This is a genomic window from Nocardia sp. NPDC050799 (assembly GCF_040654015.1).
Taxonomy (GTDB): domain Bacteria; phylum Actinomycetota; class Actinomycetes; order Mycobacteriales; family Mycobacteriaceae; genus Nocardia.
The window spans coordinates 1-26,465 of record NZ_JBFAHF010000052.1; the positions used below are offsets into that span (position 1 = coordinate 1).

Annotated in this window: 25 protein-coding genes, 1 tRNA gene and 1 pseudogene; 15 read left to right on the plus strand and 12 right to left on the minus strand. The window is 68.5% G+C overall.

Annotation, left to right across the window (positions count from 1 at the left end; all coding sequences use genetic code 11):
- Positions 1 to 104: 104 nt before the first annotated feature.
- Complete coding sequence (locus AB0H42_RS32775; protein ID WP_357063080.1) at positions 105 to 1,940, minus strand: acyl-CoA dehydrogenase; 1,836 nt, start codon at positions 1,938 to 1,940, stop codon at positions 105 to 107.
- 320 nt (positions 1,941 to 2,260) lie between these two features.
- Here AB0H42_RS32775 and AB0H42_RS32780 point away from each other — a divergent pair, with 320 nt between their 5' ends.
- Positions 2,261 to 2,860: an alpha/beta family hydrolase gene (locus tag AB0H42_RS32780; protein WP_357063025.1), complete on the plus strand. Its 600-nt coding sequence runs from the start codon at positions 2,261 to 2,263 to the stop codon at positions 2,858 to 2,860.
- 57 nt (positions 2,861 to 2,917) lie between these two features.
- Here AB0H42_RS32780 and AB0H42_RS32785 read toward each other — a convergent pair whose 3' ends face one another.
- From AB0H42_RS32785 to AB0H42_RS32795, 3 genes are all read right to left on the minus strand, one after another.
- Positions 2,918 to 3,583 (minus strand): class I SAM-dependent methyltransferase, encoded by a 666-nt coding sequence (locus tag AB0H42_RS32785; RefSeq protein ID WP_357063027.1) that lies wholly within the window; start codon positions 3,581 to 3,583, stop codon positions 2,918 to 2,920.
- Between the two features lie 40 nt (positions 3,584 to 3,623).
- Positions 3,624 to 4,883: an erythromycin esterase family protein gene (locus tag AB0H42_RS32790; protein WP_357063028.1), complete on the minus strand. Its 1,260-nt coding sequence runs from the start codon at positions 4,881 to 4,883 to the stop codon at positions 3,624 to 3,626.
- A gap of 95 nt (positions 4,884 to 4,978) precedes the next feature.
- Entirely contained in the window at positions 4,979 to 6,082 is a 1,104-nt protein-coding gene (locus AB0H42_RS32795; protein WP_357063029.1) for a DUF4185 domain-containing protein, read from the minus strand.
- 305 nt (positions 6,083 to 6,387) lie between these two features.
- On the opposite strand from AB0H42_RS32795, the gene AB0H42_RS32800 reads away from it, so the two are divergent.
- Together AB0H42_RS32800 and AB0H42_RS32805 are read left to right on the plus strand one after the other, a co-directional pair.
- Positions 6,388 to 7,908 (plus strand): acetyl-CoA acetyltransferase, encoded by a 1,521-nt coding sequence (locus AB0H42_RS32800; RefSeq protein ID WP_357063031.1) that lies wholly within the window; start codon positions 6,388 to 6,390, stop codon positions 7,906 to 7,908.
- Positions 7,908 to 8,672: a crotonase/enoyl-CoA hydratase family protein gene (locus tag AB0H42_RS32805; RefSeq protein WP_357063032.1), complete on the plus strand. Its 765-nt coding sequence runs from the start codon at positions 7,908 to 7,910 to the stop codon at positions 8,670 to 8,672. Before AB0H42_RS32800 ends, AB0H42_RS32805 begins: the two co-directional genes overlap by 1 nt.
- Positions 8,673 to 8,686: 14 nt before the next feature.
- Here AB0H42_RS32805 and AB0H42_RS32810 read toward each other — a convergent pair whose 3' ends face one another.
- On the minus strand, positions 8,687 to 9,487 hold the full coding sequence (locus AB0H42_RS32810) for an alpha/beta hydrolase (RefSeq protein WP_357063034.1): 801 nt from the start codon (positions 9,485 to 9,487) through the stop codon (positions 8,687 to 8,689).
- Between the two features lie 278 nt (positions 9,488 to 9,765).
- Between AB0H42_RS32810 and AB0H42_RS32815 the strand changes: the two genes are divergently transcribed.
- The 5 genes from AB0H42_RS32815 to AB0H42_RS32835 all read left to right on the plus strand — a co-directional run bounded on the left by AB0H42_RS32815 (position 9,766) and on the right by AB0H42_RS32835 (position 12,836).
- Entirely contained in the window at positions 9,766 to 10,101 is a 336-nt protein-coding gene (locus AB0H42_RS32815) for a hypothetical protein (RefSeq protein WP_357063036.1), read from the plus strand.
- A gap of 71 nt (positions 10,102 to 10,172) precedes the next feature.
- A complete protein-coding gene (locus AB0H42_RS32820) occupies positions 10,173 to 10,751 on the plus strand; it encodes a hypothetical protein (RefSeq protein WP_357063037.1) in 579 nt (192 codons plus the stop codon).
- A gap of 52 nt (positions 10,752 to 10,803) precedes the next feature.
- Positions 10,804 to 11,313 carry an NAD(P)H-dependent oxidoreductase gene (locus AB0H42_RS32825; protein ID WP_357063038.1) on the plus strand — a complete coding sequence of 170 codons (510 nt, stop codon included), beginning with the start codon at positions 10,804 to 10,806 and terminating at the stop codon, positions 11,311 to 11,313.
- Between the two features lie 10 nt (positions 11,314 to 11,323).
- Positions 11,324 to 11,821 (plus strand): flavin reductase family protein, encoded by a 498-nt coding sequence (locus tag AB0H42_RS32830; RefSeq protein ID WP_357063040.1) that lies wholly within the window; start codon positions 11,324 to 11,326, stop codon positions 11,819 to 11,821.
- Between the two features lie 211 nt (positions 11,822 to 12,032).
- Positions 12,033 to 12,836, plus strand: coding sequence for an alpha/beta hydrolase (locus AB0H42_RS32835; protein ID WP_357063041.1), 804 nt, complete (start codon positions 12,033 to 12,035; stop codon positions 12,834 to 12,836).
- Between the two features lie 174 nt (positions 12,837 to 13,010).
- Here AB0H42_RS32835 and AB0H42_RS32840 read toward each other — a convergent pair whose 3' ends face one another.
- The gene (locus tag AB0H42_RS32840) at positions 13,011 to 13,826 is read right to left on the minus strand and encodes a class I SAM-dependent methyltransferase (RefSeq protein ID WP_357063043.1); all 816 of its coding nucleotides are present in this window, start codon (positions 13,824 to 13,826) and stop codon (positions 13,011 to 13,013) included.
- 85 nt (positions 13,827 to 13,911) lie between these two features.
- Between AB0H42_RS32840 and AB0H42_RS32845 the strand changes: the two genes are divergently transcribed.
- Positions 13,912 to 14,394, plus strand: coding sequence for a MarR family transcriptional regulator (locus AB0H42_RS32845; protein WP_357063044.1), 483 nt, complete (start codon positions 13,912 to 13,914; stop codon positions 14,392 to 14,394).
- Positions 14,395 to 14,583: 189 nt separating this feature from the next.
- Here the strand turns inward: AB0H42_RS32845 and AB0H42_RS32850 are convergent.
- Positions 14,584 to 14,657, minus strand: a tRNA-Gly gene (locus tag AB0H42_RS32850).
- Positions 14,658 to 14,747: 90 nt separating this feature from the next.
- Positions 14,748 to 15,122: a VOC family protein gene (locus AB0H42_RS32855; protein WP_357063046.1), complete on the minus strand. Its 375-nt coding sequence runs from the start codon at positions 15,120 to 15,122 to the stop codon at positions 14,748 to 14,750.
- Between the two features lie 147 nt (positions 15,123 to 15,269).
- Between AB0H42_RS32855 and dcd the strand changes: the two genes are divergently transcribed.
- Complete coding sequence (gene dcd / locus AB0H42_RS32860; protein ID WP_357063047.1) at positions 15,270 to 15,845, plus strand: dCTP deaminase; 576 nt, start codon at positions 15,270 to 15,272, stop codon at positions 15,843 to 15,845.
- A 185-nt stretch (positions 15,846 to 16,030) separates the two neighbouring features.
- Entirely contained in the window at positions 16,031 to 16,234 is a 204-nt protein-coding gene (locus AB0H42_RS32865) for a hypothetical protein (protein ID WP_357063049.1), read from the plus strand.
- Positions 16,235 to 16,244: 10 nt separating this feature from the next.
- Here the strand turns inward: AB0H42_RS32865 and AB0H42_RS32870 are convergent, their stop codons facing one another.
- Positions 16,245 to 16,814 carry a helix-turn-helix domain-containing protein gene (locus AB0H42_RS32870; protein ID WP_357063051.1) on the minus strand — a complete coding sequence of 190 codons (570 nt, stop codon included), beginning with the start codon at positions 16,812 to 16,814 and terminating at the stop codon, positions 16,245 to 16,247.
- Between the two features lie 94 nt (positions 16,815 to 16,908).
- On the opposite strand from AB0H42_RS32870, the gene AB0H42_RS32875 reads away from it, so the two are divergent.
- Complete coding sequence (locus AB0H42_RS32875) at positions 16,909 to 17,418, plus strand: hypothetical protein (protein WP_357063053.1); 510 nt, start codon at positions 16,909 to 16,911, stop codon at positions 17,416 to 17,418.
- 294 nt (positions 17,419 to 17,712) lie between these two features.
- On the opposite strand, the gene AB0H42_RS32880 is transcribed toward AB0H42_RS32875, so the two are convergent.
- Complete coding sequence (locus tag AB0H42_RS32880) at positions 17,713 to 18,156, minus strand: hypothetical protein (protein WP_357063054.1); 444 nt, start codon at positions 18,154 to 18,156, stop codon at positions 17,713 to 17,715.
- A 235-nt stretch (positions 18,157 to 18,391) separates the two neighbouring features.
- Here AB0H42_RS32880 and AB0H42_RS32885 point away from each other — a divergent pair, with 235 nt between their 5' ends.
- The 3 genes and pseudogenes from AB0H42_RS32885 to AB0H42_RS32895 all read left to right on the plus strand — a co-directional run.
- Positions 18,392 to 19,768 carry a helix-turn-helix transcriptional regulator gene (locus AB0H42_RS32885; RefSeq protein WP_357063056.1) on the plus strand — a complete coding sequence of 459 codons (1,377 nt, stop codon included), beginning with the start codon at positions 18,392 to 18,394 and terminating at the stop codon, positions 19,766 to 19,768.
- A gap of 185 nt (positions 19,769 to 19,953) precedes the next feature.
- Entirely contained in the window at positions 19,954 to 21,198 is a 1,245-nt protein-coding gene (locus AB0H42_RS32890) for a pyridoxal phosphate-dependent aminotransferase (RefSeq protein ID WP_357063058.1), read from the plus strand.
- A gap of 323 nt (positions 21,199 to 21,521) precedes the next feature.
- Positions 21,522 to 22,745: pseudogene (locus tag AB0H42_RS32895) on the plus strand (YibE/F family protein); the annotation flags it as partial.
- A gap of 432 nt (positions 22,746 to 23,177) precedes the next feature.
- Here the strand turns inward: AB0H42_RS32895 and AB0H42_RS32900 are convergent.
- Together AB0H42_RS32900 and AB0H42_RS32905 are read right to left on the minus strand one after the other, a co-directional pair.
- Positions 23,178 to 24,875, minus strand: a complete 1,698-nt coding sequence (locus AB0H42_RS32900) for an Hsp70 family protein (RefSeq protein WP_357063059.1) — start codon at positions 24,873 to 24,875, stop codon at positions 23,178 to 23,180.
- A 155-nt stretch (positions 24,876 to 25,030) separates the two neighbouring features.
- Entirely contained in the window at positions 25,031 to 26,353 is a 1,323-nt protein-coding gene (locus AB0H42_RS32905) for a UDP-glucose/GDP-mannose dehydrogenase family protein (RefSeq protein ID WP_357063061.1), read from the minus strand.
- Between the last annotated feature and the right edge of the window lie 112 nt (positions 26,354 to 26,465).

The following is a 26,465-nucleotide window of genomic DNA, read 5'->3' on the forward strand; positions in this document are numbered from 1 at the left end:
GTTTCGGCCTCGAAGTGCATGCGCCGCAGGCGCGAGTCTCGAGGCCGAAACGGCGAGACCAAGGGGGCCTCAACCCCCGCGGCGCCGGAGGCGCCGCCAAAAACTCAGAAGGCGGCTTCGTCCAACTCCATGATGTCGTTGTCGAGGTTCGACAGGACAGCGCGGGTGGCGGTCAGTTCGGGCAGGATGTTGCGGGCGAAGAACTGTGCCACGGCTACCTTGCCCTGGTAGAAGTTCTTGTCCGCGCCTTCGGCGCCCGCGTCGAGGGCCGCGCCCGCGACCTCGGCGTGGCGCAGCAGTTGCCAGCCGATGAGCAGGTCGCCGACCGAGAGCAGGAAGCGGACCGAGCCGAGGCCCACCTTGTACAGCTCGTCGGACTGCTCCTGGGCACCCATCAGGTGTCCGGTGAGGGTGGCGGCCATGGCCTGTACATCCTCGAGCGCGGTCGCGAGCAGTTTCCGCTCACCCTTGAGGCGGCCGTTGCCGGCTTCGGCGTCGATGAACTTCTGGATCTGGCCGGCGACGTGCGCCAGGGCCACACCGCGATCGCGGGCGATCTTGCGGAAGAAGAAGTCCTGGGCCTGGATGGCGGTGGTGCCCTCGTACAGCGAGTCGATCTTCGCGTCGCGGATGTACTGCTCGATCGGGTAGTCCTGCAGGAACCCGGAACCGCCCAGGGTTTGCAGCGATTCGGTGAGGTACTGGTAGGCCCGCTCGGAGCCGACGCCCTTGACGATCGGCAGCAGCAGATCGTTGACGCGGGCGGCGGTGTCGGCGTCCGCGCCGGAGACGGCGGCCGCGACATCGGCGTCCTGGTGGGCGGCGGTGTAGAGGTACACCGCGCGCAGGCCTTCGGCGTAGGCCTTCTGGGTGGCCAGGCTGCGGCGCACATCCGGGTGGTGGGTGATGCTGACGCGCGGCGCGGTCTTATCGCTCATCCGGGTGAGATCGGCGCCCTGGACACGCTGCTTGGCGTAGTCCAGTGCGTTCAGGTAACCGGTCGACAGTGTCGCGATCGCCTTGGTGCCGACCATCATTCGCGCGTGCTCGATGACCTCGAACATCTGCGCGATGCCCTGGTGGACCTCGCCGACGAGCCAGCCCTTGGCCGGCACACCGTGGCCGCCGAAGGTGACCTCACAGGTGGCCGAGACCTTCAGGCCCATCTTGTGCTCGACATTGGTGACGAAGACGCCGTTGCGCTCGCCCAGTTCGCCGGTCTCGTGGTCGAAGTGGAACTTCGGTACGAAGAACAGCGACAGGCCCTTGGTGCCCGGGCCGGCGCCTTCGGGGCGGGCCAGCACCAGGTGCATGATATTCGGGAAGAGGTCATCGGAGTCGGCCGAGGTGATGAAGCGCTTCACGCCCTCGATATGCCAGGAGCCGTCCTCCTGCTGTACCGCCTTGGTGCGGCCGGCGCCGACATCGGAGCCGGCGTCGGGCTCGGTGAGCACCATGGTGGCGCCCCAGCCCTGCTCGACGGCGATCTTGGCCCACTTCTTCTGCTCTTCGGTGGCGTTGTTGTAGAAGATGTTGGCGAAGCCGGGGCCGGCGGCGTACATGAAGGCCGCGGGCTGGGCGCCCAGCACCAGTTCGGCGATGGCCCAGTAGGCGGCGCGGGGGAAGTCGATACCGCCGAGCTCGGGATCGACGGCGTAGGAGTCCCAGCCGCCTTCCTGCAGGGTGCGGTAGCTCTTCTTGAACGATTCGGGGATGGAGACGGTATGAGTTTCGGGGTCGAAGACCGGGGGGTTGCGGTCGGCGTCGGCGAAGGATTCGCCCAGCGGTCCCTCGGCCAGCCGGCGCACCTCGTTCAGCATCTCCTTGACGGTGTCGGCGTCGAGATCGCCGTAGGCGCCGGAGTCCAGAATGCTGCCCAGGCCGAGTACCTCGAAGAGGTTGAACTCCAGGTCGCGGACGTTGCTCTTGTAATGACCCATTGTGATACTCACTCTCCGTTGAGTCGGGGTGCGGTCGGTGTTCGTACCGTTCCCGCCCGTCGGTTGCCGTCGGGTAGCTGCCGTGTAACGACAGGCTACTCGTGGGTAACTTATTCATTATATTACCGACGAGTAAGGCAGTCGGCAACGGAGTCGCGCCGCATTGTGATGCGCGGAACAGGTACGACGCCTCCACCAGCGGTTTCGGTCCGGTATCGGTCGGCGGCCCGCCGGGGTCGCGGACATAACGGCCTGGTCGGCGTGCCTTCACCCGCGTGCGGTGCGCCTCTCGCAGAAGGCTTCGCCGGTTAGGGTTGGGCGTGCGGATCGAAACGGACTCGGGGCCCGCGGAGGCCGAGATCGACTACCCGGACGTCCCGGCGTTTCTGCTGGTCTTCACCCACGGCGCGGGCGGCGGCGTGGATTCCGCGGACATCACGACAGTGCGCGATACCGCGCTGGCCGCCGGTGGTGTGGTGGCCCGGGTGCTACAGCCGTACCGGGTGGCCGGGCGTCGCGCACCCGGCAAACCCGAGCCCCAGGACCGCGCCTGGGTGGAACTGATCGCCGCGCTGCGCGCGCGGCTCGGGCCGGATCTGCCGCTGGTACAGGGTGGGCGCAGCAACGGCGCCCGGGTGGCGTGCCGCACCGCGGTCGAAGTCGGCGCGCGTGGAGTGGTCGCCGTATCGTTTCCGCTGCACCCGCCCGGGAAGCCGGAGAAATCCCGCCGCGACGAACTGGTGGCCACCGGCCCCGTCGAGGTAGTGGTGATCAACGGCGGGAGCGACCCGTTCGGTATCCCGGATGCCGCCGATGCCGCCGAGGTGCGGGTGATACCGGGCCAGCCGCATTCCTTCCGGAAGGGTTTCGACACCATTGCCGAGACCCTTGTGCCGTGGTTCCGGCATTGGAGTTCCTGACGCCGCGGTCGGTCGCCCGGACGAGCCCGGGTGGGGCGTCGCGGCGCCGGACCCGGGCTACTGCTCCGGCATGGATTTCCGGGCCACGACCAGGGCATCGATCGCGTCTCCGCCTTCGGTCGGGCGCAGTACCTCCCGAGCCGTGTCGATTGCGAGCCCGGAATCGGTACCCAGGTCCGCCACCACGTCCTCCGGTGTGAACAGGATCGCCGGGTCCTGGGGGCCGCCGTATCCCCGGGCCGGGTTCTCGCTGTGGTGACCGAGCACCAGCAGCATGCCCCCGGGTGCGAGCGCGGCGCCGGCCTGCCGGAGCAGTCGTCGGCGTTCGAGTGCCGGAAGGTGCAGGAAAACCAGCAGGATCAACTCCCACGGACCGCCGAGGTCGAGGGCCGGATCGGTGAGGTCGGTGCACTCCCAGGTGATCCGCTCCCGGATCGACCGGGTGAGCCGGGTCGCCACGGTGCGGCCCTTGTCGACACCGACCTGGGAGAAGTCGACGCCATGTACCCGCCAGCCGTGCGTGGCCAGCCACAACGCGTTCCGGCCCTCGCCGCAGGCCAGGTCGAGTGCCCGCGGCAGGTCCGGTATCTCTCCGTCGGGACCGGGCAGGCGAGGAACGCGCCGGTCCAGACCGTGTACGAACTCCACCACCGTGTTGTTCGGGGGTGCGCCCCACACCAGGTCGCTCTGTACATAGCGCGCATCCCATTCGGCCGCCTTCATACCGACAAGTGTATGGAGGCGGCCGGGGATCACCGATCGGTCAGGCCGTACCGCTCTCGGGCAGCCATCGCACCGGGGTGGTTTCGCGGATATGGATCAGCGCGTCGAAGGCGTCGCGCAGTGATTCCACCCGGAAGCGGGCTTCTTCGTCGCGGGCCGGGTCGTACACGCCGCTGATCACCCGCAACCGGGCGGGGGCGGTGGCCCAGGCCCGGACCACCGCGGGCGCGTCATCGCCGAGATCGACGAACCAGGCGGGCAGATCCACGGCGCCGAGGATGGCGTCGAGCAGGTCGGGTAGCGGATCCGGCGCCTGCGCCATGCCGAGGTCGCCGTGATGGAAACCGATCGCCACCGACCGGTAGGCCGCACCGAAATACGCGCGCAGCCCGGCGCCCTCGGTGCGCATCGGCTGCGCGGCCGCGGCACCGGCACTCGGCGCGGTCGCCGCAGTATGCGCGGTGCCGTCCCAGTACACGATCCGGGCGCCGGTGTGCACGTGATGATCGATCAGCCGCCGCGCCGGGTCCGGGTCGCCGCCGCCGAAGCCACCCCGGCCGGCCACACTGCGCTCGTGGAAATCCACGATCGAGCGCAGGAGCTCCAGGACGGTGGTGAGTTCGGCCGCCGCGTCGGTACCGGCCGGGCGGGGTAGCGATGCCACCAGGTCGAACGCGGCGCGGGCGTTTTCGGCGAACGGGCGCCCGGGATGGATGCCCTGGTGGCGTTGTACGTGTTCGTCGATCCGGTGCGCGGTACGAATCGGCGCCAGATGTGATTCGAGTTCCGCCATCCGGTCGGGCGCCCAGTGGCGCACCCGGGCGAGTACTTCGTCGTAGTCGGCCGGTTCGGCCGCCGGTGGCTGCACGCCGAGCACGCCGACGGGGTCGCCGGGGTGTTCGAGGTTGTAGGCGCGGATCCATTCGAGGGTCGCCACGGTTTCGCGCGTGCGCAGCGGCCGCCACGCGCCGGTCAGTGCCCGGTGGGGATCTCCCGCACCGGTGCGGACGTATGCGTCGAGCCGCGCACCGGACCGCGCGTTGTCCTGGACGGCCAGTGTCCGGAAACCGTGTTCGGTGACCAGCACCCGGAAGATCCGATCCCGCACACCGTAGGTCTGCCGGGAGAACCGAGTGGATTCGCCGAGGCCGACCACCGTGGCCGCGGCCAGGCGGTCGGTCAATTTCCGCAGGTCCGATCCGGTGTCGGCGGCGTCGGTGCCGAGTATGGGCTGCGCCGCGCCGCGCAGCCACTCGTGCACCGCTTCGGTGGCGCCGGTCGGGTTCGAGGTGGTGGTCACGAGGGCTCCTGAGGTGTCGGTGGAGTGTCGCGAACCAGCCTCATACCTGAACTATTGTTCAGGTCAAGCTGTGTGCTCGAATCGAACGGGGAGTCTCACAGCTGTGTGCGCATCAGGACCACGTTGTACTGATTGTGCAGAGTGGTGAGAAAGTAGAGATCGTCCCCGGTCTGGTAGGGGAAAATCGACGGCGCGTAGGCCGTGGGCAATTCACGAGTATCGATCAATACCCGCGGTTCACTCCACGGTCCGGCCGGTGACGACGCGGTTCGCATGACCACCGAGTTGAAGGGGTCGGTGGTGAGGGAGACGAATTGCCCGAGGTAGTCGTTCCACATCACCGATAGTTCCCCCACGCCGTGCATGATGGGCTGTGCCGCATTGATATCGCGCTTCCAGATGCGGCCGTCCCAGTATTCGTAGGCGGCCAGATCCTGGATACCCGGCTCCCGGACCCGGGATATATAGGCGGCATTGTCGCGACCCGATGCGGTGCCGTAGACGTACACGTAACCGCCGTCTTTCAGAAAGGCGTTCATCTGGAAATTGCGGTTCGCGCCCTCGTTGGGCCGGCGGGTGAAGGCGAGATCGGCCCAGGTTTCGCCGTTGTCCGCCGAAGCGGCCAGTCCGGAGTAATTGGTGGTCCATTCTCCGGGGGTGTCCCACGTTTTCACCGACATCAGGCTCATGTACTGCACGCCGCCGATGGAGATACCGGCGGTCGGAATGCGGCTGATTTCCAGAAGCGGGATCTTCGGGCTGGGGATCAGGTCCCTGGCCTGGCCGAACACATCCTTGACGACGCTGTCGAAGTAGATACCCTGCCGTGGATCCTGGGTGTGACTGCGTACGAGAACATTGCTGCGCCAAGCCCACATACTGCCCGCGAGAAGATTGGGGAAACCGACCCCGGCGGTATCGCCGAAAGCGGTCAGCATTTCGCCCTGTCCGTTGTCCCACATGATGCCCAGGTCGGTGCCGAGCATGTTGTAGTTGTGGGTCCCGTTCGGGCTCGCCATACCGGTCGCCTGGAAAACGGCCCGAGTGGCTCCGTGTAACTGTGGGAGGCCGTTGGTGCCGTTGAGTACGGGAATCGGATTTATGGCGTTGGGATTCGCAGTGGCCGGTGCGGTGACTGCGATCAGTGCAGCCGATGCGCCCGCCAGCACAGAAATAAGTATCGAGCGGGTTCTCTTCAAGTCCGTCGGACCTCCGGGTCATGTCAAAGACACCGCCGGCATATGGGTGGCGCCTCGATGGATACACGGAACATTTCGACTGGCTGGCAGAACCCGGACATGTTATCAGTGCATAGAGCCTGATCAGACGCATTGTCGGCGGTTCGGCGCCGGTGTCATTTCCGGCCTCGGTAGCAGCGGTCTCCGGTCTTCGGCGGTACGGTCCCGGGCCTTCGATCCCCCGGGCGACATAGACCACTCCATGGTCTAATCGGAAGTTAACCGCCGATTTCAGCGGGAGACTTCAGCGAGGAAGCGGAGGACGCATGCTGCCAGCCGGAATGGACCCGCGCACACCGGTGCTCGTCGGCGTCGGACAGGTCGTGCACCGATCCGGTGAACCAAGCCTGCCCGGACCTGTCGAGCTGGCGGCCGAATCACTGCGCCGGGCCGGCGCGGACAGTGGGACCGGGGACGTGCTGCTGCGTTCGGCGGATGTGATCGCCTCGGTGGCGCCGGTGAGCCGCCAGTATGCCGACCTGGGCGCACTCGTCGCCGCCGACCTGGGCGCCGCACCGAAACGGACACTGCAGTCGGCCCCCTACGGCGGAGATGCCCCGCAGCGGCTGCTCAACCTGCTGGCCCGCGAAATCGCCGAGAGCCGGTCGGATATCGCGTTGCTCTGCGGGGCGGAATCGGTCGCCTCGTGGAACGTGGCGAAGCGGTCCGGGACCGACCCGGGCTGGCCGGAGCAGGATGCGAACGCCCGGCCCGATCAGATCGTCGGCTCCGACGACGCCCCCAACACCGAGATGGAGCTCGCGGCCGGATTGTGGGGCCCGATCTATGTGTACGCGCTGATGGAATCCGCCATGCGCAATCGGCTCGGCCTCGACGAACACACCCATCTGGCCCGTATCGGCGGGCTCTGGTCGCGGTTCTCCGCCGTGGCGGCGCGCAACCCCTACGCGTGGTTGCCCCGGGAACGCGACGTGAGCGAACTGATCACCCCCGGGCCCGACAACCGGATGGTCTCCACCCCGTACCCGAAGCTGCTGATGGCGAACTTGACGGTCGATCAGGGCGCGGCGCTGATCCTGTGCAGCGCCGCGGCGGCGGACGCGGCCGGAGTGCCGCGGGATCTGTGGGTTTTCCCGCACGGCGGCGCCACCGCCACCGATACCTGGTTCCTCTCCGAACGCACGGATATGGCGGCGTCCCCGGCCATTGCCGCGGCCGGCCGAGCGGCGCTGGGCGGGGCGGGAATCGGCATCGACGATATCGCCCATATCGATCTGTACTCGTGCTTCCCGGTGGCGGTGCAGGTGGGTGCGGCGGCGCTGGGGCTGTGCATCGACGATCCGGCGCGCCCCCTGACCGTGACCGGCGGCCTGACCTTCGGCGGCGGCCCGGGCAACAACTACAGCACCCACGGCATCGCCACCATGGCCGAGATCCTGCGGCGCAACCCCGGCGACTACGGCCTGACCACAGCGCTCGGCTGGTACATCACCAAACACGGGGTGGGGGTCTACTCGGCGAAACCCCCCGCCGGACTGTTCCACCCGGTGGAGGCCGAAGTGCCGGTCGCCCGGCGGGAGACCGCACCCGGCTACACCGGTCCGGCGGTGATCGAGGCGTACACGGTTCCATACCGCAAGGGCAGCGCGGGCGACGAACCCGAAGCCGCTGTGGTGAGTGCGCTGAACCCCGCCGGTGCCCGCATACTTGTCCGGGCGACGGACAGCGAGACCATCGCGGCGGTCACCGCGGGCGACCGTTTGGGCGCCGCCATCGAGATCACCGCCGCCGACCGTTTCATTCTGCGTAACGAGAGGACCGCCTGATGACCGAGACCGTGCTCCTGGACCGGTGCGATGCGATAACCGTGCTCACGGTGAACCGGCCCGCGGCGCGTAACGCCATCGATCTGGCCACCGCGAAGGCGATCGAGGCGGCACTCGACGAGTTCGAGGCCGACGACTCGGCCCGGGTCCTCGTGCTCACCGGCGCCGAAGGGACCTTCAGCGCCGGAATGGATCTCATTGCCATGACGCGCGGTGAGGTGCCGGTGACCGAGCGGCGCGGCCCCCTCGGCATCGCCGCGAAACCGCCGGCGAAACCGATGATCGCCGCGGTGGAGGGTTTCGCGCTGGCCGGCGGTTTCGAACTGGCCCTCTCCGGCGACCTGATCGTCGCCGCACGAGACGCGAAATTCGGTCTGCCCGAGGTGAAACGCGGTCTGGTCGCGGCGGCCGGCGGCGTCATGCGGCTGACCCAGCGGTTGCCGCGCAGTATCGCCGCCGAACTGGCGCTCACCGGTGGGCGGATCAGCGCCGAACGTCTCTACCAGCTGGGCCTGGTCAACCGGGTGACCGAACCGGGCGAGGCGCTGGAGGTCGCGCTGGAACTGGCCGGTGAGATCGCGGCCGCCGCCCCGCTGGCCGTGGCCGCCAGTAAGCGGATCATCGACGAGACCCCGGACTGGACCGCGGCGGAAGGTTTCGCCAAACAGGGTGAAATCGCGCTGCCCGCCCTGGTTTCCGAGGACGCGGCCGAAGGGGCACTGGCCTTCGCGGAGAAACGCGATCCGGTCTGGCGGGGACGCTGAGGTTCGGCTGCGGGTTACGCGGTGTCGTTGCGCAGAGTGGGCAGCCAGTCCAGTAGCACCCGCGCGCAGCCTTCCGGGTCGTCGTAGAAGGGTGTGTGGCCGCTGCCCGCGAGCGTGATGTGCCGGGCCCCGGGCAGTACTTCCCGGGCCCGCTTGCTCTGCGTGGCATAGGTGAGCAGGATGTCGCGGTTACCCCAGGCGATCGTCACGGGGACCTCGGCGAGCGCGGTGGGGTCGTGCAGCCGGGCGTCGGTGAACGAGGCCAGGGCCGGGGAGAAGCCCAGGGAGTCGATCGCGCCACGCGCGGTGTCGAGAGCCACCTGGGCGCTGACGGCCCACGGTTTGCCGAAGACCAGGCTCAGGAAGGCGGTCCGGCCGGCGGGGGTGCCGAGCACCTTGGGCATGGCGGGGCCGAGGATGCGGCCGATCTTCTTCGATCGGCCCAGCGACTGCTGGCACCAGACCCGGCCGGCGGTGTCCCAGAAGAAGATCGGGGAGAAGGCGGTGACCGAGCGGGCCAGGCCGCGGGCGCCCAGGTTCAGCGAGATGCCGCCGCCCATCGAATTACCCGCCAGATGGGGTCGTTCGATGCCCTGTTCGGCCAGGAAGTCGGCGAGGGCGTCGGTGAGCGTGTCGACGGTGGTGCGCGGGAGCGGGGCGGAACCGCCGAAGCCGGGGAGGTCCACCGCGATCACCTCGTAGTGGGCGGCCAGGGCGCCGATGACCGGTTCCCAGACCTGCCACCTGCTGCCGACACCGTGGACCAGCACCAGCGGTTCACCGCGGCCTTCACGATGGTGCTCGAGGATCGTCATATTCGCCGCTCTCCGATCGGGACGCGCTTCCGGACCCCAGACTAACAACAGGCGCCGGCCCTCAGTTGGCTCCGCGCCGGGTCGCGGGCGCGAGGTAGACGTGGCTCGCTCCAGCCACTGAGAGGGTCGGCGGCTGTGAATCACATCCGAATTCCGGCCCCGGGTTGCACGCCGTATGTGAGTACGACTACACACATGCGTGGACGTCGGTGGGTGGCCGTGGGTGCTGTTCCCCGGCCGACGCGGCGTCCGTGTGATACATCTGAGAGAGGAACCCGGTGCGGAAGACCCTGATTGCCGCGACGTTCGTCATTCTGCCGCTGTTCGCGGCGGCCTGCGGTAGCGATACCGACTCCGCGCCGGCACTGACCGAAGCGGACCTGTCCAAATCCCTGCAGGAAAAGGGACTCCAGGACCCCGCCTTCGCCGACTGCGCCGCGAAACTCTACATCGGCGAAGGCATTTCGCAGGACGGACTGCGGACCATGGTCAGCGACGAATTCGACACCCGGATGGCGGACCCGGAAACTCTGGGCATGAGCCCGGAGGATGCCGACAAAGCGCGGGCGGCGACCAACAAGATCGTCACCGAATGTCTCGGTAAGACGCAGTAGCAGTCGTGCGGAAATGATTCTCGCTGAGCGCAATACTGCTTTCGGGAATCACCTCCCAGCAGCATGCCTGCATGACACCACAGAATCCGCCCTTCGCCGCGGCCCGTACGGCCGCGGTGATAGGTGCCGACCCGGCGGGCGTCACCGCCGCCCTGGGGTTGCTCGACGCGGGATTCGACGTCGCCCTCTACAGCGATCGTGACCAGAACGCGTTGCGCAGTCGAACCCGGCCGGGTGTCCGGGCCGTCGCGGTGGCCCCGCAGCCGACGGGACCGGCCGGGAGCGGGCGCCGTCCCGCCCGTGCGCCGCGGCCGACCGGCCGTATCGCCTTCGACGGGTATGTCGGTGTCACGGTCGACAGTTCCTTCGAGACCTCGGGCCGGATCACCTCCTTCGTGGAGCGCGGCGGCGCCTTCCTGGTGGAATCGGTGACCCCGGAATCGCTGGGCGCGATCGCCGCGTCCACCGACCTCACCCTGGTCGTCGCCGGTCGCGGGCGCCTGGCCGGATACTTCCCGGCCGCCGCGGACCGGCCTGTTCACCGGGGCTCGCCCCGGTCTCTGCAGGGGCTCTACGTGCTCACCCCGACCACCGGTTCCGATCGCGCCGCGCCGAACCCTCCCGCCGCGGGGCCGAGAATGGTGCACTGAGAAGCACAGCACCAGTCGAGTCCGGCCCGCGCCGGAGACAGGAGGCTTCGGCGTGTCCGTGGCAGTTGTGGTCGGTAACCCGAAACCGGCGTCCCGAACTCTCGCCGCGGCCGTCGGCCTCGCCACGGCGTTGCGGCTGGAGACCGAACCGGCGGTCATCGATCTCGTCGAATTCGGACCGGGCCTGCTGAGCTGGGGCGACCCCGCGGTCGCCGAGGCCGTCCGCACCGTCGCCGCCGCCGAGCTGGTCGTCTTCGCCAGCCCTACGTTCAAGGCCACCTACACCGGTCTGCTGAAGCTTTTCCTGGAGCAGTTCGACGGCGGTACCGGCCTGGCCGGAGTGCTGGCCGTGCCCCTGATGCTGGGTGCCGGTCCCGCGCACGCGCTCGCCCCCGATCTGCTGCTCAAACCGGTCCTGGTGGAACTGGGCGCGACCACCGCCCTGCCCGGGTTGTATCTCGCCGACCGGACCTTCGCCGAGGACGGCGTACTGGACGCCTACGCCGAGCGGTGGCGTCCGGTGGCGCAGGCGCTGTCGGCCACGGCAACCCATTCGAAGTGAAGGGCTGATCATGAACGATGTCTTCGAAACCCCCGCCGACGGCACCGGCCTGCGGCGTGCCTTCGCCAACTTCCCGAGCGGGGTCGTCGCGGTCTGCGCCGAGGTCGACGGAAAACCGGTCGGCCTGGCGGTGAGCACTTTCGTCCCGGTCTCCCTGGACCCTCCGCTCGTATCGTTCTGTATCCAGAACAGCTCTTCGACCTGGCCCAAGCTGGTCGATGCCGGCTATCTCGGCCTGAGTCTGCTCGGCACCGACCAGCAGGAGGCCGCGCGCTCGCTCAGCTCCCGGACCGGAGACCGTTTCCGCGATCTGGAGCTGCACGAGGGCACCGGCGAAGCGGTATTCATCCAGGGCGCCTCGGTATGGATCGAAGGGTCGCCCGAAGCGCATGTCCCGGCCGGTGACCACACCGTGGTGATCCTCCGGGTCAACCGGCTGGCCATCCACCCCGACCGCGAACCCCTCGTCTTCCACGGTTCGCGGTTCCGCCTGCTGCACGCCAGCTGACCGGCACGGCGGCAGGGCATCGTCAGGATGCCGCCGATCGGGTTCGCTCGGTGTGGGGTGCCGACGCCGTCGAGTCACGCCGGTCCGCTGCGGAGCGCTACTGCGCGGTTGCGAGCCGCCGAACGCCGGCGTGCCGGACCTGCGCGGAGAAGTAGGCGAAACCGGCGGCAATTCGCTGGAGGAGTGCGCCCGGCTTTGCGAGAGTAGCGGCATGGCACAGTTCACCAGCGAGCCGCCGGCGTCCTTCGATTCCTTCGATGGGACCCGCATCTACTACCGGCGGGTGGGTTCCGGCTCACCGGTGATCATGATCCACGGGTCCGGCGGGGGTCTGCACTCGTGGCAGCCGGTCGCCGAATATCTGGCGGACCGGTTCGAGTTGTGGCTGCCGGCCCGCCGCGGCTACGCGCCGAGCGGGCCCGGCCACGCCCCCAAGCACTACGCCGACGAGGTGAGTGATCTCGGGGTGATCATCGATATGATCGGCCGGCCCGCGCACCTGGTGGGTATGTCCTACGGCGCCACCGTCGCCCTGCACGCCGCGGCGGCCGGACTCCCGATCCGTTCGCTGGCGCTGTGGGAGCCGCCGCTGTACGCGGCGGGCGCGGAGCTGGCGCCGGTGCTGACCCGGTTCGAAGAACTCACCGCGAAGGGCGAACGGGGCCGGGCGGTCCGGCTGCTGGCGGAGAAGGTGTCCCGTGTTCCGGCGGCGCTGCTGGAGGCCGCGGGGGATCTCGAACCGGACGAGAACGAACCCGACGACTCCTACGGCTGGAGTCGTGACCTCGAGTCGATGATCGCCGATACGACCTATCTCGAACGCTGGTCGAGCGTGACCACCCCGACGCTGCTGATGCGCGGCTCCGATACCTGGCAGCCGATGCCCGAGACGGTCGAGCGGCTGGCGACCGGAATGCCGCACGCGCGGCTCGAGACTTTTCCCGGGCAGACCCATTTCGCGCCGTCGACGAGCCCCGAAGCCGTGGCGAGAACGCTCGCGGAGTTCCTGTACTAGAGCTGCAGGACCGGCACCGGGCCATGGGCCCGGGCGCCGTTCGGCCGGCGGGCGCCTTTCACGGTGCATATCGTTCCCGTGGGGTGGCGAATCCGAACGCATTGTGTGGGATCGGCTCCCGTGCGCCGATGCCTTGGCGTAATGGGGGCACCACTCCGAGTTCGGGTGCGCGGTTCAGAAGCGGAACCGCACGATGCGAGTGGACCGTTTCATGCCCGGAAGCAGATTCAAGAGGCGGAATACGCGGCGTGCGTTCGCGGGCGCCTTGGCCATCAGCACCGGTGAGTCGTTCATCGGCTCCTCACCGATGTATTCGAGCCGCGGGTGCCAATCGGCCAGTGCGGCCGGATCGTCGAAGCCGCACTGGAACTGTGTGTCGTATTTGCGCAGCGTGGGATCCCACCGCGAGGTGCGCCACGCCCAGACCGCCACCGTGTCGATCTGGATCTGCCCGGTGGGGAAGGCATCGACCAAGCGGGTCAGCAGGCCCCGGGCGTCTGATTCGGTCAGATAGGGCACCAGTCCCTCGGCTATCACCAGCACCGGCCGACCGCGGGGGATACGGTCCAGCCAGGTCGGGTCGGTGACATCGGCTTCGATCAGGGCGTAGTGGTCGCGCGGCGGCAAGAACTGTTTCCGCACTTCGATCATGGCGGGGTAGTCCAGGTCGTACCAGTCGACCGTGGCGGGCGGGTCGATCCGGTACACCCGGGCGTCGAGGCCGCAGCCCAGGTGCAGCACTACCGCGTCGGGGTGTTCGGCGAGAAAGCTTCGGGCCCAGTCGTCGTGGATCTTGGCGCGCACCACGGCGACGAGGCCCAGTTGGCTGGTGCCGAATCTGCGGGTGTCATAGCCGGGGTCGAGGCGGCGCATCACCTGCTCGGCGTACTTGTCACCGAGGATCGGGTCCGGCAGCCGGTTGTCCAGTGCTTTGGCCGCGAGGACGGGGCGGGCGGTTTTCTGCACTCCGGCGAGTCCGCTGTCTTTCACGGTCGCCTATACTACTGATACTTCACGAATTTCGTGAAATGTATGACGATATGGCTGCGGAAGCCACGACGAGGAGACTGCTTCAGTGACGCGAGCGGACGAGATCGCTATCGCCGGCTTCCAGGAACGGTTCGCGCAGATCATGGTCGAATCCGGTATGCCGCGGATGGCCGCGCGCGTATTCGCCGCACTGCTGGTCACCGACTCCGGCAAGCTGTCGGCCGCCGAACTCGCCGAGCGGCTGGGCGTCGGCGCACCGGCCATCTCGGGGGCGGTCAAATACCTGGTGCAGGTGCGGCTGGTCGAACGCGGCCGCGAACCCGGCAGCCGGCGGGACTTCTGCCGGATCCACGAGCACACCTGGAGTCACTACATCAGCCAGTCCGACCCGGTCCTGCGCCAGGTGCAGGTCGGCGCCGCCGAGGGCGCCGCACTCCTGGGTCCCGCCTCCCCGGCCGGGCAGCGACTGGACGAGACCCGCCGGTTCTTCGAGTTCCTGCGTGCGGAGATCGAACAGTCGATGGTCAAGTGGCGACGGCTCCAGGCCGACGGGCCCGTATCCGGCTGACGTCGGTGGCCTCGGCCGGCCGCGGCTGTCGAGGAGATCATGCGGCGGGCCCCTGGAGATGACACCCACCGGTGCCTCGCAGCCATTGCCGGGTCCGTGCCTCCGCCATCTTCACGAAGTGGCACGCAACGAACTCGGGGCAGGTGGCGCAAAGGGAATTTGGACGAAAGATGATCATCGAAGTGATGGTGGAGCCGGTGACGGGAATCGAACCCGCGCCATCTGCTTGGGAAGCAGAGATTCTGCCATTGAACTACACCGGCGTGCGCCCACAGGCGCGATGGGCAGCTTAGCAGAGGGCGGGCCGGAGCTCTAAATTTTTCGGCTCGTGCTCCGGCCGTCCGCACCCGGGGTCAGCGTTCGGACCAGACTCCGAGCTGGTTGCCGCTCGGGTCGGTGAAATGGAAGCGGCGGCCGCCCGGGAAGTCGAAGGGGCCTTCGGTGACCGTGCCGCCGGCCGCTCCGACGGCCCGGAGGGTGGTGTCGAGGTCGCCGGAGTACAGCAGGACCAGGGGGCCGCCGCCGGTGCGGACCTCGTCGGTGGTGGCCAGTCCGCCCGCTTCACCCTCGGAGCCGTCGAAGCGGCGGATACCGGCGTAGGCGGGCCCGTAGTCGTTGAACTCCCAGCCGAACGCCGACCGGTAGAAGGCTTTGGCGGCGTCGAGGTCGGTGACGGCGAGTTCGATGTAGTCGATGCCGTGATGGGTGTGGGCGCTCGTCTCGGACATGGGTGTACCTCCTGGTCGGCTGCGGCCGTGCGATGGGCGCGGATGGGCCTCGCCCATCGGGTGGAGTATGCCTGGGGGCGGTGACAGGAATCGGTCCGCGCGCGGACCGGGGGCTCCGCCCCGCGGGGCGGTCGCTACGCTCGTGGCGTGCTGCTTTCCGATCGTGACATCCGGGCGGAGTTTGCCGCCGGACGGCTCGGGCTCGAACCGTTCGAGGACGACCTGGTTCAGCCGTCCAGTATCGATGTGCGGCTGGACCGGATGTTCCGGGTTTTCAACAACACTCGCTACACCCATATCGACCCGGCCCAGCGCCAGGACGAGCTGACGAGCCTGGTTGAGCCTGCCGAGGGCGAGCCGTTCGTACTGCATCCGGGGGAGTTCGTGCTCGGGTCCACCCTGGAGGTGTGCACCCTGCCCGACGACCTGGCCGGGCGCCTGGAGGGCAAGTCGAGTCTGGGGCGACTGGGCCTGCTCACGCATTCGACCGCCGGGTTCATCGACCCCGGATTCAGCGGGCACATCACCCTGGAACTGTCGAATGTGGCGAATCTGCCGATCACCTTGTGGCCGGGTATGAAGATCGGGCAGCTGTGCCTGTTCCGGTTGACCAGTCCGGCCGAGAATCCGTACGGCAGCGCGGGCGCCGGATCGAAGTACCAGGGGCAGCGCGGACCGACGCCGTCGCGGGCGTACCTGAATTTCCCGGCGCCGAGCCGGTGATCGCGCGCCGGACCCGTTCGTGAACCCGGCGTGGCGGTGATCGAGTGGACTTTCGGTGACACCGCCGTGTCGTCCGGGTCGGTGCCCGAGATACTCCGGGCGAGGGTCACCCGTGGGGGCTCGAGACGTGGCCGGCCAGCTCGCGCGGCCGGTCGCCGGCCTTCGTCACGAATACCGAGCGCGCGATGGTGGTGCTGCTCGACGGTGCGGGTGATCCCGGTGCACCCGGGAGCCGAGGGTTGAGTGAAGGGTTCGTGCTCGCCAACGGCCGGCACGACGATTACCCGGACGCGGATACGGTGCCGGTCGCCGCAGCGTTCGGAGTCGTGCGGCACGTCGTCGCCACGGCATTGTGGCCGGCGGGCGCGGATCGGGTGGCCGATCGCTGAGCGGATGCCGCTACTGGTCCTCGGTGGCACGCGGGCCGAGCACGAGATCGGTGGTCCGGGCCTGCACCGCCGCGCGGTCGGTGCCGTCGAGCGGGTCGGCGGCCAGGAAGTGCATGCCGATCCGCGCGCAGAAGGCGAGCAGGCTGCGGGCCTCCACTTCCACGGGATCGGTGAAGTAGGTGCCGATCATTTCGCGCAGTAACGCCATGCGCTGGTTGTCCACTCGGCGCAGGCGCGCCGCGACCTCGTCGTCGCGCCGGGCCCAGTCGCGTACGGCGAGGTCGATGGGCAGCAGTTCGGGGGAGAGGGTGAGCGCCCCGGCCCGCTGGATCTTGGTTCGGGCGTCGCCGCCTTCGCGCGTGACACTGTCCAGGACGTCGTCGACGCTGCGCCGCTCCCAGGTGTCCAGCATGGCCTCGAGCAGTGCGTTGCGGTCGGCGAAGTACCCGTAGAAACCGCCCTTTGTCACGCCGAGCGATTTCGCGAGCGCTTCGACGCGGACGGCGTCGGGACCGCCGCGGGCCAGGGCACGTAGCCCTTCGTCGATCCAGCCCGCGCTCGTCGTCCGTACCGCGCCCATGTGTCTCCTCTCATGAACCGAGATCTATACGCCACCGTATATTCGCGCTAGCGTCTTATATACGCCAGCGTATAACAGGAAGTGGGTATCGAAGATGACCGAGAATTCCGAGCTTCGCCCGGACAGCGGGCCCGCCGAGCCGGTCGCTCGGCGACAGTCCGAGATCGGCGCATCGATCCGGGCGCACAGTGGTGTGGCGTTCTACGACTACGCCGACCAGTTCACGATCGACACGTCGCCCGGCGTGGCCGCGACGCCGGAGGAGTGGGCGCGCACCGCGCTCGGCGAAGTGGCCGGTGCGCGGGGGCAGTTCGTCTGGCGGGTCGTGCTGGGCCTGCGATTGCGGCGCCGATCGGCTGCCGGACAGGTGGCCGGCTGGCCGATCGTCGAACGCGGCGCCACCTGGATCACCTTGGGAGCTCGATCCTGGCTGATCAGCGGGCGTCTGGTGGTCGAGCTCACCGACGGTACCGCTTCGGTGGCCACCTTCGTCCACTACGAACGCCGGATGGGCGAGCGGGTCTGGGCCGCCGTCTCCCCGGGGCATCGACGTTTCGCGCCATTGCTGCTGACCGAGGCGTCACGAATTCTGTCCATCCGGTAGGGGCACGCGGGCCCTCTATTCGGGCTCGGCAGCCGCGCCGCGGGGTAGCTACCCGGCGCCCGCGGCTACCGCGCCGAAATGGTCGAGTAGGCAACGGAATCGAGGACATGCCGCGCGGTGGTTTCGGTGCCCCGTAGCCCACCGACGGTTCCCGATCGGTTCGCCCACGGGCCGGTCCGATCCGAGACGCCCGACACCGCGGACCGCCCGGGTGGCATATCGAACGGACGCACCGTGGCGTCCGGGCGGGCTACGTCCGGCGGGCCCGGCCGCCGGACGTAGCCCCATCCCCGGTCATTCCGCGCCACCTGCCAGCAACGCGGCGTTGATCACCGTGGACAGCGGGGGCAGCAGGCCATCGCGTTCCGGCGGCACGACCCAGTTGCATCCCTCGCGGTTCCAGCGGCCCAGACCGGTGGGCAGCATGACGGCGCTCCCCACCCCCGGGATATCGATATCGATACGCTGCAGCATCTCGACCACTTCCGGATCCGGCCGGCGATCCGGGTAGGCCACGAAGCTCCAGCGAATCTGACGGGCGAGCATGGGAACTCGGATCTCCCGTGAATCCAGTAGGTCGCGTACGGCTTTCGCGCGTTTGGTCGGTAGGTGGACGACGCAGGCCCGGCTGGTGATCGGCAGCATGACGAAACCGCCGCGTTCGGTGGCCGGTAACCCGAATTCGTGGCGATAGTACGCGGCCCAGTCGTCGACCGTTCTGAGCTTTTCCACGTTCACGGTGAACCCCTTGCCTCCTGCTGCCGAGCCTCCCTGGCGTGCCGAGCACGGCCTGTGCCGGTCTCGCCGACCTGTCTTTCCAGGATCGCGTCCGCACCGGCGCGTCGGAACCGCCTACACGCTCCCGTTCCACTGCCCTTGCGCTGCCATTGCCGGTGAAGGCGAATTTCCTTGTGGTTGCAGTCACATTCGGCTCGTACCCTGGACAAGGAAATCGTTCGGAAAGGGTGACAACGTGGTCGGCCAGTGGTCTGGAAAGGAGGCCCGGGCGCTTCGCGAGGCCAAGCGGATGAGTATCCGGGAGTTCGCGGCACATCTGGGTGTGCACGAACGACTGGTGTCCAAATGGGAGGCCGGGGGCGACCGGGTGCATCCGCGTCCGGTCAATCAGGCTGCCCTGGATACCTGTCTCGCCCGATCCGACGATGTCGAACGGACCCGGTTCGCGGCGTTGACCGTTTCCGAACCTGTTCCCGGTCCGCTTCTGGACGCCGGCCGGTACGCCACGCCCAGCGGATATTCCAATGACGCCGAACTCCTGGCCCTCATCGATACCGGTGCGGCCCGCGGGGAAGGGCTGGCGGCGATTTCGGAGAGGGATCTGATCATGGCGGCAGCGCACGAGGCGAGCGAACACGCGGGCCGGGCCGAGAGTACGAATATCGGTCCGAGCACGCTGGACCAGCTCGACGCCGATGTCACGCGGATCGCCAACGACTACGTGCACACCCCGCCGATGCCGATGATGGTCGAGATGCTGCGGGTGCGGCGCCGGGTGTACCGGCTGCTGGAGGGCCATCAGCGGCCCTCGGATACCGGCCACCTATATCTGCTGGCGGGCTCGCTGTCCGGGCTGCTCGCCAACGCGAGTACCGATCTCGGCTATCTCGATGCCGCCGGGGAACAGGTCCGGGCCGCCTGGGCGTACGCGGAACTATGCGGCCACAACGGGTTACGGGCCTGGGCGCGCGGGATGCACGCGCTGATCGAATACTGGTCCGAACGGCCGCACCGGGCGCTACAGCTGGCACAGCACGGCCAGCAGTACGCGGATTCGGCCACCGCCGCGGTGCGCCTGCACAATATCGAGGCGCGGATCTGGTCGAAGATCGGGAGCGCCGCCGATACCGAACGGTGTATCCGCGCCGCCGCCGACGCGAGCTCCGGAGCCGGGACCGACAGCCTGCACGACGAGGTGGGCGGGGTGTTCGGTTTCTCCGACGCCAAGGCCGGCTATTACGCGGGTGCGACCTATATCCATCTCGGCCTGGCCGAACCCGCGCTGGCGGCTACCGAACGCACGATCGAGCTCTACCGGACCGGCCCGGCCCGGCAGCGTTCCTACGGCGCGGAATCCCTGGCCCGCGTCGATTCGGCCGCCGCTCATCTGATCAACGGCAGCCTCGAAGGCGCCGCGGCGGCACTGCTGCCGGTCCTGGCGCTCGACGAGGACAAGCGGATCGCCCAGTTGGAGGAACGCCTCACGGGCCTGCGGCGGCGGATCTGCGCTCCGGCTTTTCGCGGGGTCGCCGAGGCGCGGGCGCTCGACGAGCGGATCGAGGAATTCTGCGCAGCGACCGCGTCCCGCAGCCTGCCCCCGGGCATCGGGTAGCCGGCTCTCTCGTGTCGGCGCGCGGAATGTGACCGAACGGGCTCGGGAGCGGCGCGATATCGACCGGTTTCCCGGCCCGGTGCAGGTCGGCGGTCCGGCGCAGATGGTCGGGGCGGCGGTAACGGTCCAGCACCGGGCCGGGGCGGGCCGGATATCCGCTTGCCCCGGGTGGCACCATGGATCGGGTGAGTACTGGCCATTCGCACCCCGCGCCCCGAATTCTGGAGCAGTCCAAGAAGCTGCAGAATGTCGTCTACGAGATCCGTGGACCGGTACACGCACACGCGGCACGGCTGGAATCGGAGGGCCACCGGATCCTGAAGCTCAATATCGGCAACCCCGCGCCGTTCGGCTTCGAGGCCCCCGATGTGATCATGCGGGATATGATCGCCGCCCTGCCGACCGCGCAGGGCTACTCCGAGTCCAAGGGCATACTGCCCGCTCGCCGGGCGATCGTGACCCGCTACGAGCTGGTCCCCGGCTTCCCGGAACTCGATGTCGACGATGTCTACCTCGGCAACGGGGTCTCCGAGCTCATCACCATCACCATGCAGGCGCTGCTGGACAACGGGGACGAGGTGCTGATCCCGGCACCCGACTATCCGCTCTGGACGGCGATGACCAGCCTGGCCGGCGGCACCCCGGTGCACTACCTGTGCGACGAGGCCAGCGGCTGGCAGCCCGATATCGCCGATATCGAATCGAAGATCACCGAACGCACCAAGGCGCTGCTGGTGATCAACCCCAACAATCCGACCGGTGCGGTGTACTCGGCGGAGGTGCTGCAGCAACTTGTCGACCTGGCGCGCAAGCACCGGCTGCTGCTGCTGGCGGACGAGATCTACGACAAGATTCTCTACGACGACGCCAAGCACATCTCGCTCGCGACGCTGGCGCCCGATCTGCTGTGCCTCACCTTCAACGGCCTGTCCAAGGCGTACCGGGTTGCCGGTTACCGGTCCGGCTGGCTGGCCATCACGGGGCCGAAGGAGCACGCCGCCGGGTTCCTGGAGGGGGTGGATCTGCTCGCGTCGTCGCGGCTGTGCCCGAATGTGCCCGCCCAGCACGCCATTCAGGTCGCGCTCGGAGGATATCAGAGCATCGAGGATCTGATCCTGCCGGGCGGGCGGTTGCTGGAACAACGTGATGTGGCCTGGGAGCGCTTGAATGCGATTCCCGGCGTGTCGTGCGTGAAACCCAAAGGCGCGCTGTATGCGTTCCCTAGGCTGGACCCCGAAGTACACGAGATCCACGACGACGAGAAGCTGGTCCAGGATCTGTTGCTGCAGGAGAAGATCCTGATGGTGCAGGGCACCGGTTTCAATTGGCCGCACCATGATCATCTGCGGATCGTGACCCTGCCCTGGGCTCGCGATCTGGCCGTTGCCATAGAGCGTTTCGGCAATTTCCTCGCGAGCTATCGACAGTAGCCGGGCGGGTAACTCCGGGTTAAAACCGACTCTCCATCCGGATTAAACCCAATTTTCCGAACTTGCTGGCACAAAAGAGGATTCTGTGTGTACAGTGGTCCTCGGCACTTCAAAGTGCCCGGCCAGGTTGTCTACCCCCCCTGGGCAACCTGGTCCTCGGGTTAGGCCGCCTACCCCCCTGGGCCGCCTGCCCGCGGGCGGCGGAGACATCCCCCTGCTCTCCGCCGCCCCTTCCCGAGTTCCTCGGAAATACAGCGAAAACGCAGCGTAAGCCGCATCTGCCGGTCACATGGGCCGGTTACGCATCCTCTAGGCTCACCGGGGTGAGCGACCACCATCACCACCACGACCACTCCCGGCCGATCGCCATCGGCGCGACCGCCGCTCGCGTCGTGGTCGGTTTGCTGGTCGCCATCGGAATCGTTGTCGTCGTTGCCACGATCGCCTTGTGGCCCGACCGCCAGCAGGTCGAGATTCCGCTGCCCATGCAGAACGCCGACGGAACCGCGGTGGTCACCGAAGCCGGAAAGGTGATCCGGCAGGATATCGGCGCCTGCGGTAGTCCGTCCATCGGCCGCGTCTTCGACGGTGAACCCCAGCCGCCCACCATGCAGGTCTACGATTGCCAGCGGAGTCTGATCGCCATCGAATCCGGCCCGCACGAGGGTGAACACACGCTGCTCGAAATCGCGCCGGGCCCCGGGCAACCCGATCTGGCCGCCGGTGACGACCTGCGGATCGTGCGGCAGGCCGGGCCGGACGGGACACCGCTGTACTCGTTCGACGATTACGCGCGGGGTATGCCGCTGAGCCTGATCGTGCTGGCCTTTGTCGTGGTGATCGTGGTGGTCGCCCGCTGGCGCGGGGTCCGGGCGCTGCTCGGCCTGGTTTTCGCGTTCGCGGTGCTGGTGTTCTTCCTACTCCCCGCGATGCTCGACGGGAAGCCCGCGATACCGGTGGCGCTGGTGGCCGGTTCGCTGATCCTGTATGCGGTCCTGTACCTGGCGCACGGGGTGAACCTGCGCACCAGTTCCGCGCTGCTGGGCACCCTCACCTCCATGGTGGTGGCGGCGGTGCTGTCCTGGCTGACCATCGAGGCGACGACGCTGACCGGTTTGTCCGAAGAGCAGAACACCAATGTCGCAACCTATATCGAGCACGTCAGCATCACCGGCCTGCTGCTGGCCGGATTCATCATCGGTTCGCTCGGCGTGCTCAACGATGTGACCATCACCCAGGCGTCCGCGGCATTCGAACTCGCGGAACTGGACAAGAAGGCGACTCGGCGCGAAGTGTTCGCCGCGGCCATGCGGGTGGGCCGCGACCATATCGCCAGCACCGTGTACACCCTGGTGCTGGCCTATGCCGGTGGGGCGCTGCCGCTGCTGCTGCTGTTCAGCGTGGCGGGCCGGCCGATCCGGGATGTGCTGGTGGGCGATGCGGTGGCCATCGAGATCACGCGGTCGGCGGTGGGCGGAATCTGCCTGGCGCTGTCGGTGCCCCTGACGACCGGCATCGCGGTCATGCTGGCCCGGCCCTTCGGCAACAAGCCCGCCGGCGGTCCGGCCACCCCGGCCCGGCGGACCGCGGCGGCCCGGCACTCGGATACCGGCACGCACCGTAGAGTCGCTCGCCCGGGCGGTTCCGAAGGCGCCGCGCCGCGCAACCGCGCCGGCCGTGGTTATCAGCCGTGGCCGACGACCGGGGAACAGCCACGGGTACCGCGCAGCTCCGATGATCAGCATCCCGGCCCGTGGACCGGTGAGACACCGGTCGCGCGGGGCGGGCAGTACGGACCGGCGCGGTCCGCGCAGCGGTATCCCGGCCGGCCGGAGCCGGGGGACCGGCCGGCCGGACCGCCGCGTCCGGACAACCAGTGGCCGAACAGCGGTGAGCAACGCGAGATCCGTCGGCGGCCGGGCCGTCCCGGTCCGGGCTGAGCTGCCGGCGCGGCCGGAGGGTACGCCGGTTCCGCCTGGTCAGCGAGTCGGCGGTGGCGGAAACAGCGGTGGAATGGTCGGGAGCACGATCGGCGGCAGACCCGGAACCTGGAAGGTGTTCGGGCCGGTAGTGGTCGTGGGCGTCTCGGTCTCCCGCGGCGCGGCCACCGGAGGCGGCTCGGCCAGCGATTCGTGTTCCGGTGCGGTGGTCAGTGATGCTCCCGCCATTCCGGGCCGAGCCGTGGGTGAGGTCGCCGAGCTCGCCGGCGGTGTGGTCGTACCTTCGACGGTGGTCGATTCTTGACGGAACATGTGCTGGCCGTAGCCGAGGCCGATACCGATCGCGGCCACCACCACCAGTGCGCTCACTGCCACCGCGGCGCCGCCGAGCTCACGGCGCCGGCGCTGCGGGGGCTCGCGGAACGACCGCCGGGGCAGTAGCTTCTGCGGAATCCGCAGCGCGACGGTGGGCGGATCCTCCTCGGGTGTCAGTTGCGGAGCTGTGGACAGCACCGGGCGCGCCCCCACGGTCTGCGGCACCGCGGCGGTGCCGCTCGGGTACTTCTCGGGGCCGGGGCGCTCGGTGGCGGGACCGGTGCGCGCAACGGAGTCGGCGGGCAGGTCCACCGCGGTACCGGCGGGCGGGCCGAAGATTCCGGGTTGTGGCATGGGCATCTTCGGTCGCGAAACGACCGGAGCGACAACGGTCGCTTTCGTGGCCGCGTCGTCCGGTGCCGCCGGGGGGCTGTCCAGTTCGGCCCCGAAAATGCCGACCTGTGGTGCGGGCGCGGCTGCCGGAGTATCGGTGGCCTGCGCCGCGGCGGCCACAAGCGGCGGCACCGAACTGCCCGGGCGCGGCGGGACAGCGGCCGGCCGTGACTCCGGCGCCCGCTGCGCCAGCAGGGCGGCACCCCGCGCCGTCGCGGCCTCCGGCTCCGGCGGCACCAGCACCGGCATCTCCAGTATTTCCCGGAGCGTGCGGCTGACGAGCGGGATCCGGACGCCGCCGCCCACCGCGAGCACAGCCTGCACCGGACGGCCCGCACGGCCGATGATCTCGCGGGTGGAGTGGACCGAGGTCTCGACGGCCCGCGCGATGAGGGCGGTGAAATTCTCCTGGGTGAGCAGCACCGGTCCGTAATCACTGGGCAGCGCCACCGCGGAGGTCCCCGAAAGCTTTTCCTTCGCCGCGCGGCACAGCGTATCCAGTCGCGCCAGACCGTCCGGGTCGGGTGGATGGGCGATCCGGCCGGAATTGATCTGCTGCTCCCGGATCAGCGAATCGAAATATTCGCCGCTGATATCGCCGGTGCGTTCGGTGAGCACGACCTGCCCGCCGACGACCTCCACCACAGTGACCGACAGACCGGAAGCGCCCAGGTCGTAGACGCCGAGCGTGCTGATCCCGGCCAGCGCGCCGGAGGCGGTGGCGAATTCGAGCGTGGCCTCGATATCGGGCACGATGTCGTAGTCGTCGAGCCCGTGTTCGGCCATCGCCACGTGCACGGCCTCGGCCTGCAGCTCGTCGCGGCAGGCCAGGACGGTTCGGGCTATCCCGGGGTCGGAGTTCAACGCGGCGGCCACCGAGAGCGCGGCCCGCTCGGCGCTCGGGGTCTCGCTCGGAACGACGAAGGTCCGCAGCTCGAACGACTGTGGGTCGGACGTCGCGGCGCCCGCAGGTGGGCGCGCCAAGCGGATCGCGCCGGTTCCCACCGACACTCCCAGTGCTGAACTCATCGGCAGCCCATCCGTACTTCCCGCTTCACGATCTGCGAGCGTCGCCCGGTCGATGGTGACGGCTCATCCCCCGAACCACTCTTCCGACACTACCGCCCGGTCCCGTCGCCGCGGGAGGCAGCAGCCACCGGCGTGCGCCGACCGGCCCCACGATGCTACGGGGTGCCCAGCCCCGCGTACACCCATCCGGCCGAGCGCCAGGCGGCCCGATCGAGACAGTTGCGACCGTCGATGATCGAGTGTCCCCGCACCACGGCGTCCAGATCCTGCGGGCGCAACTGCACGAATTCGTTCCATTCGGTGAGTACCAGCACCACATCGGCGCGTTCGCAGGCTTCCACCACCGAGGTGGCGTAATTCAGTGTGGGAAAGACACGACGGGAGTTCTCCAAAGCCTTCGGGTCGTAGACGGTGACGACCGCACCGTGCAGCTGGATCATGCCGGCCACGTTCAGCGCGGGCGAGTCGCGCACATCGTCGGATTCGGGTTTGAACGCCGCGCCGAGCACCGCCACGTTCGCGCCGAGCAGCGACCCGCCGCAGGCACGGGCCGCCATATCCACCATCTTGGTGCGGCGGCGCATATTGATGTTGTCGACCTCGCGCAGGAAGGCCAGCGCGTGGTCGGCGCCGAGTTCCCCGGCCCGGGCCATGAAGGCGCGAATGTCCTTGGGCAGGCAGCCGCCGCCGAAGCCGACCCCGGCGTTGAGGAAGCGGCGGCCGATACGGGCGTCGTAACCGAGAGCGTCGGCCAGCACCGTGACATCGGCACCGGTGGCTTCGCACACCTCGGAGACCGCGTTGATGAAGGAGATCTTGGTCGCCAGGAACGCGTTGGCGGACACCTTGACCAGTTCCGCGGTAGCCAGATCGGTGAGCAGAAAAGGGACCTCGGCGGCCAGTAGCTCCGCGTACAGCTCCTCGACCACCTCGCGCACCCAGGCCGACCGCGCCCGCTGCTCGTCCACGCCGAGCACCAGCCGGTCCGGCCGCAGGGTGTCGTTGACCGCGAACCCCTCACGGAGGAATTCGGGATTCCACGCGACCTCCACGTCCACCGCGGCGAGGGCGCGAGCGCGGCGACCGAGTTCGCCGGCGGTCCCCACCGGGACCGTGGACTTGCCGATGATCACCGACGGGCGGGTGATGAGTGGTGCGAGCGTATCCACGACCGCGTGCACATATTTCAGGTCGGCGGCGTACTCGCCCTTCTTCTGCGGAGTGCCGACCCCGAGGAAATGGACGTCGGCATGCTCGGCCGCCTCGGCATAAGAGGTGGTGAACCTGAGCCGGCCCGAGTCGAGGTTGCGGCGCAGCACCGTTTCGAGGCCGGGTTCGTAGAAAGGAGTGACACCGTCGGAGAGTTTCGCGACTTTGCCCGGATCGATATCGACCCCGATCACATCGTGTCCGAGCTCGGCCATACACGCTGCGTGCGTGGCCCCCAGGTACCCGGTTCCGAAGACTGTGCATCGCATGATCGATTGGTAATCCCCGCCGGTGCACACACCAGAAAACCGAGGCGAGGTACCGGGCAACAGCAGATGTACACCGGGCGACGCGGTTCGCCGAACAGTGCTGACCAGGGCG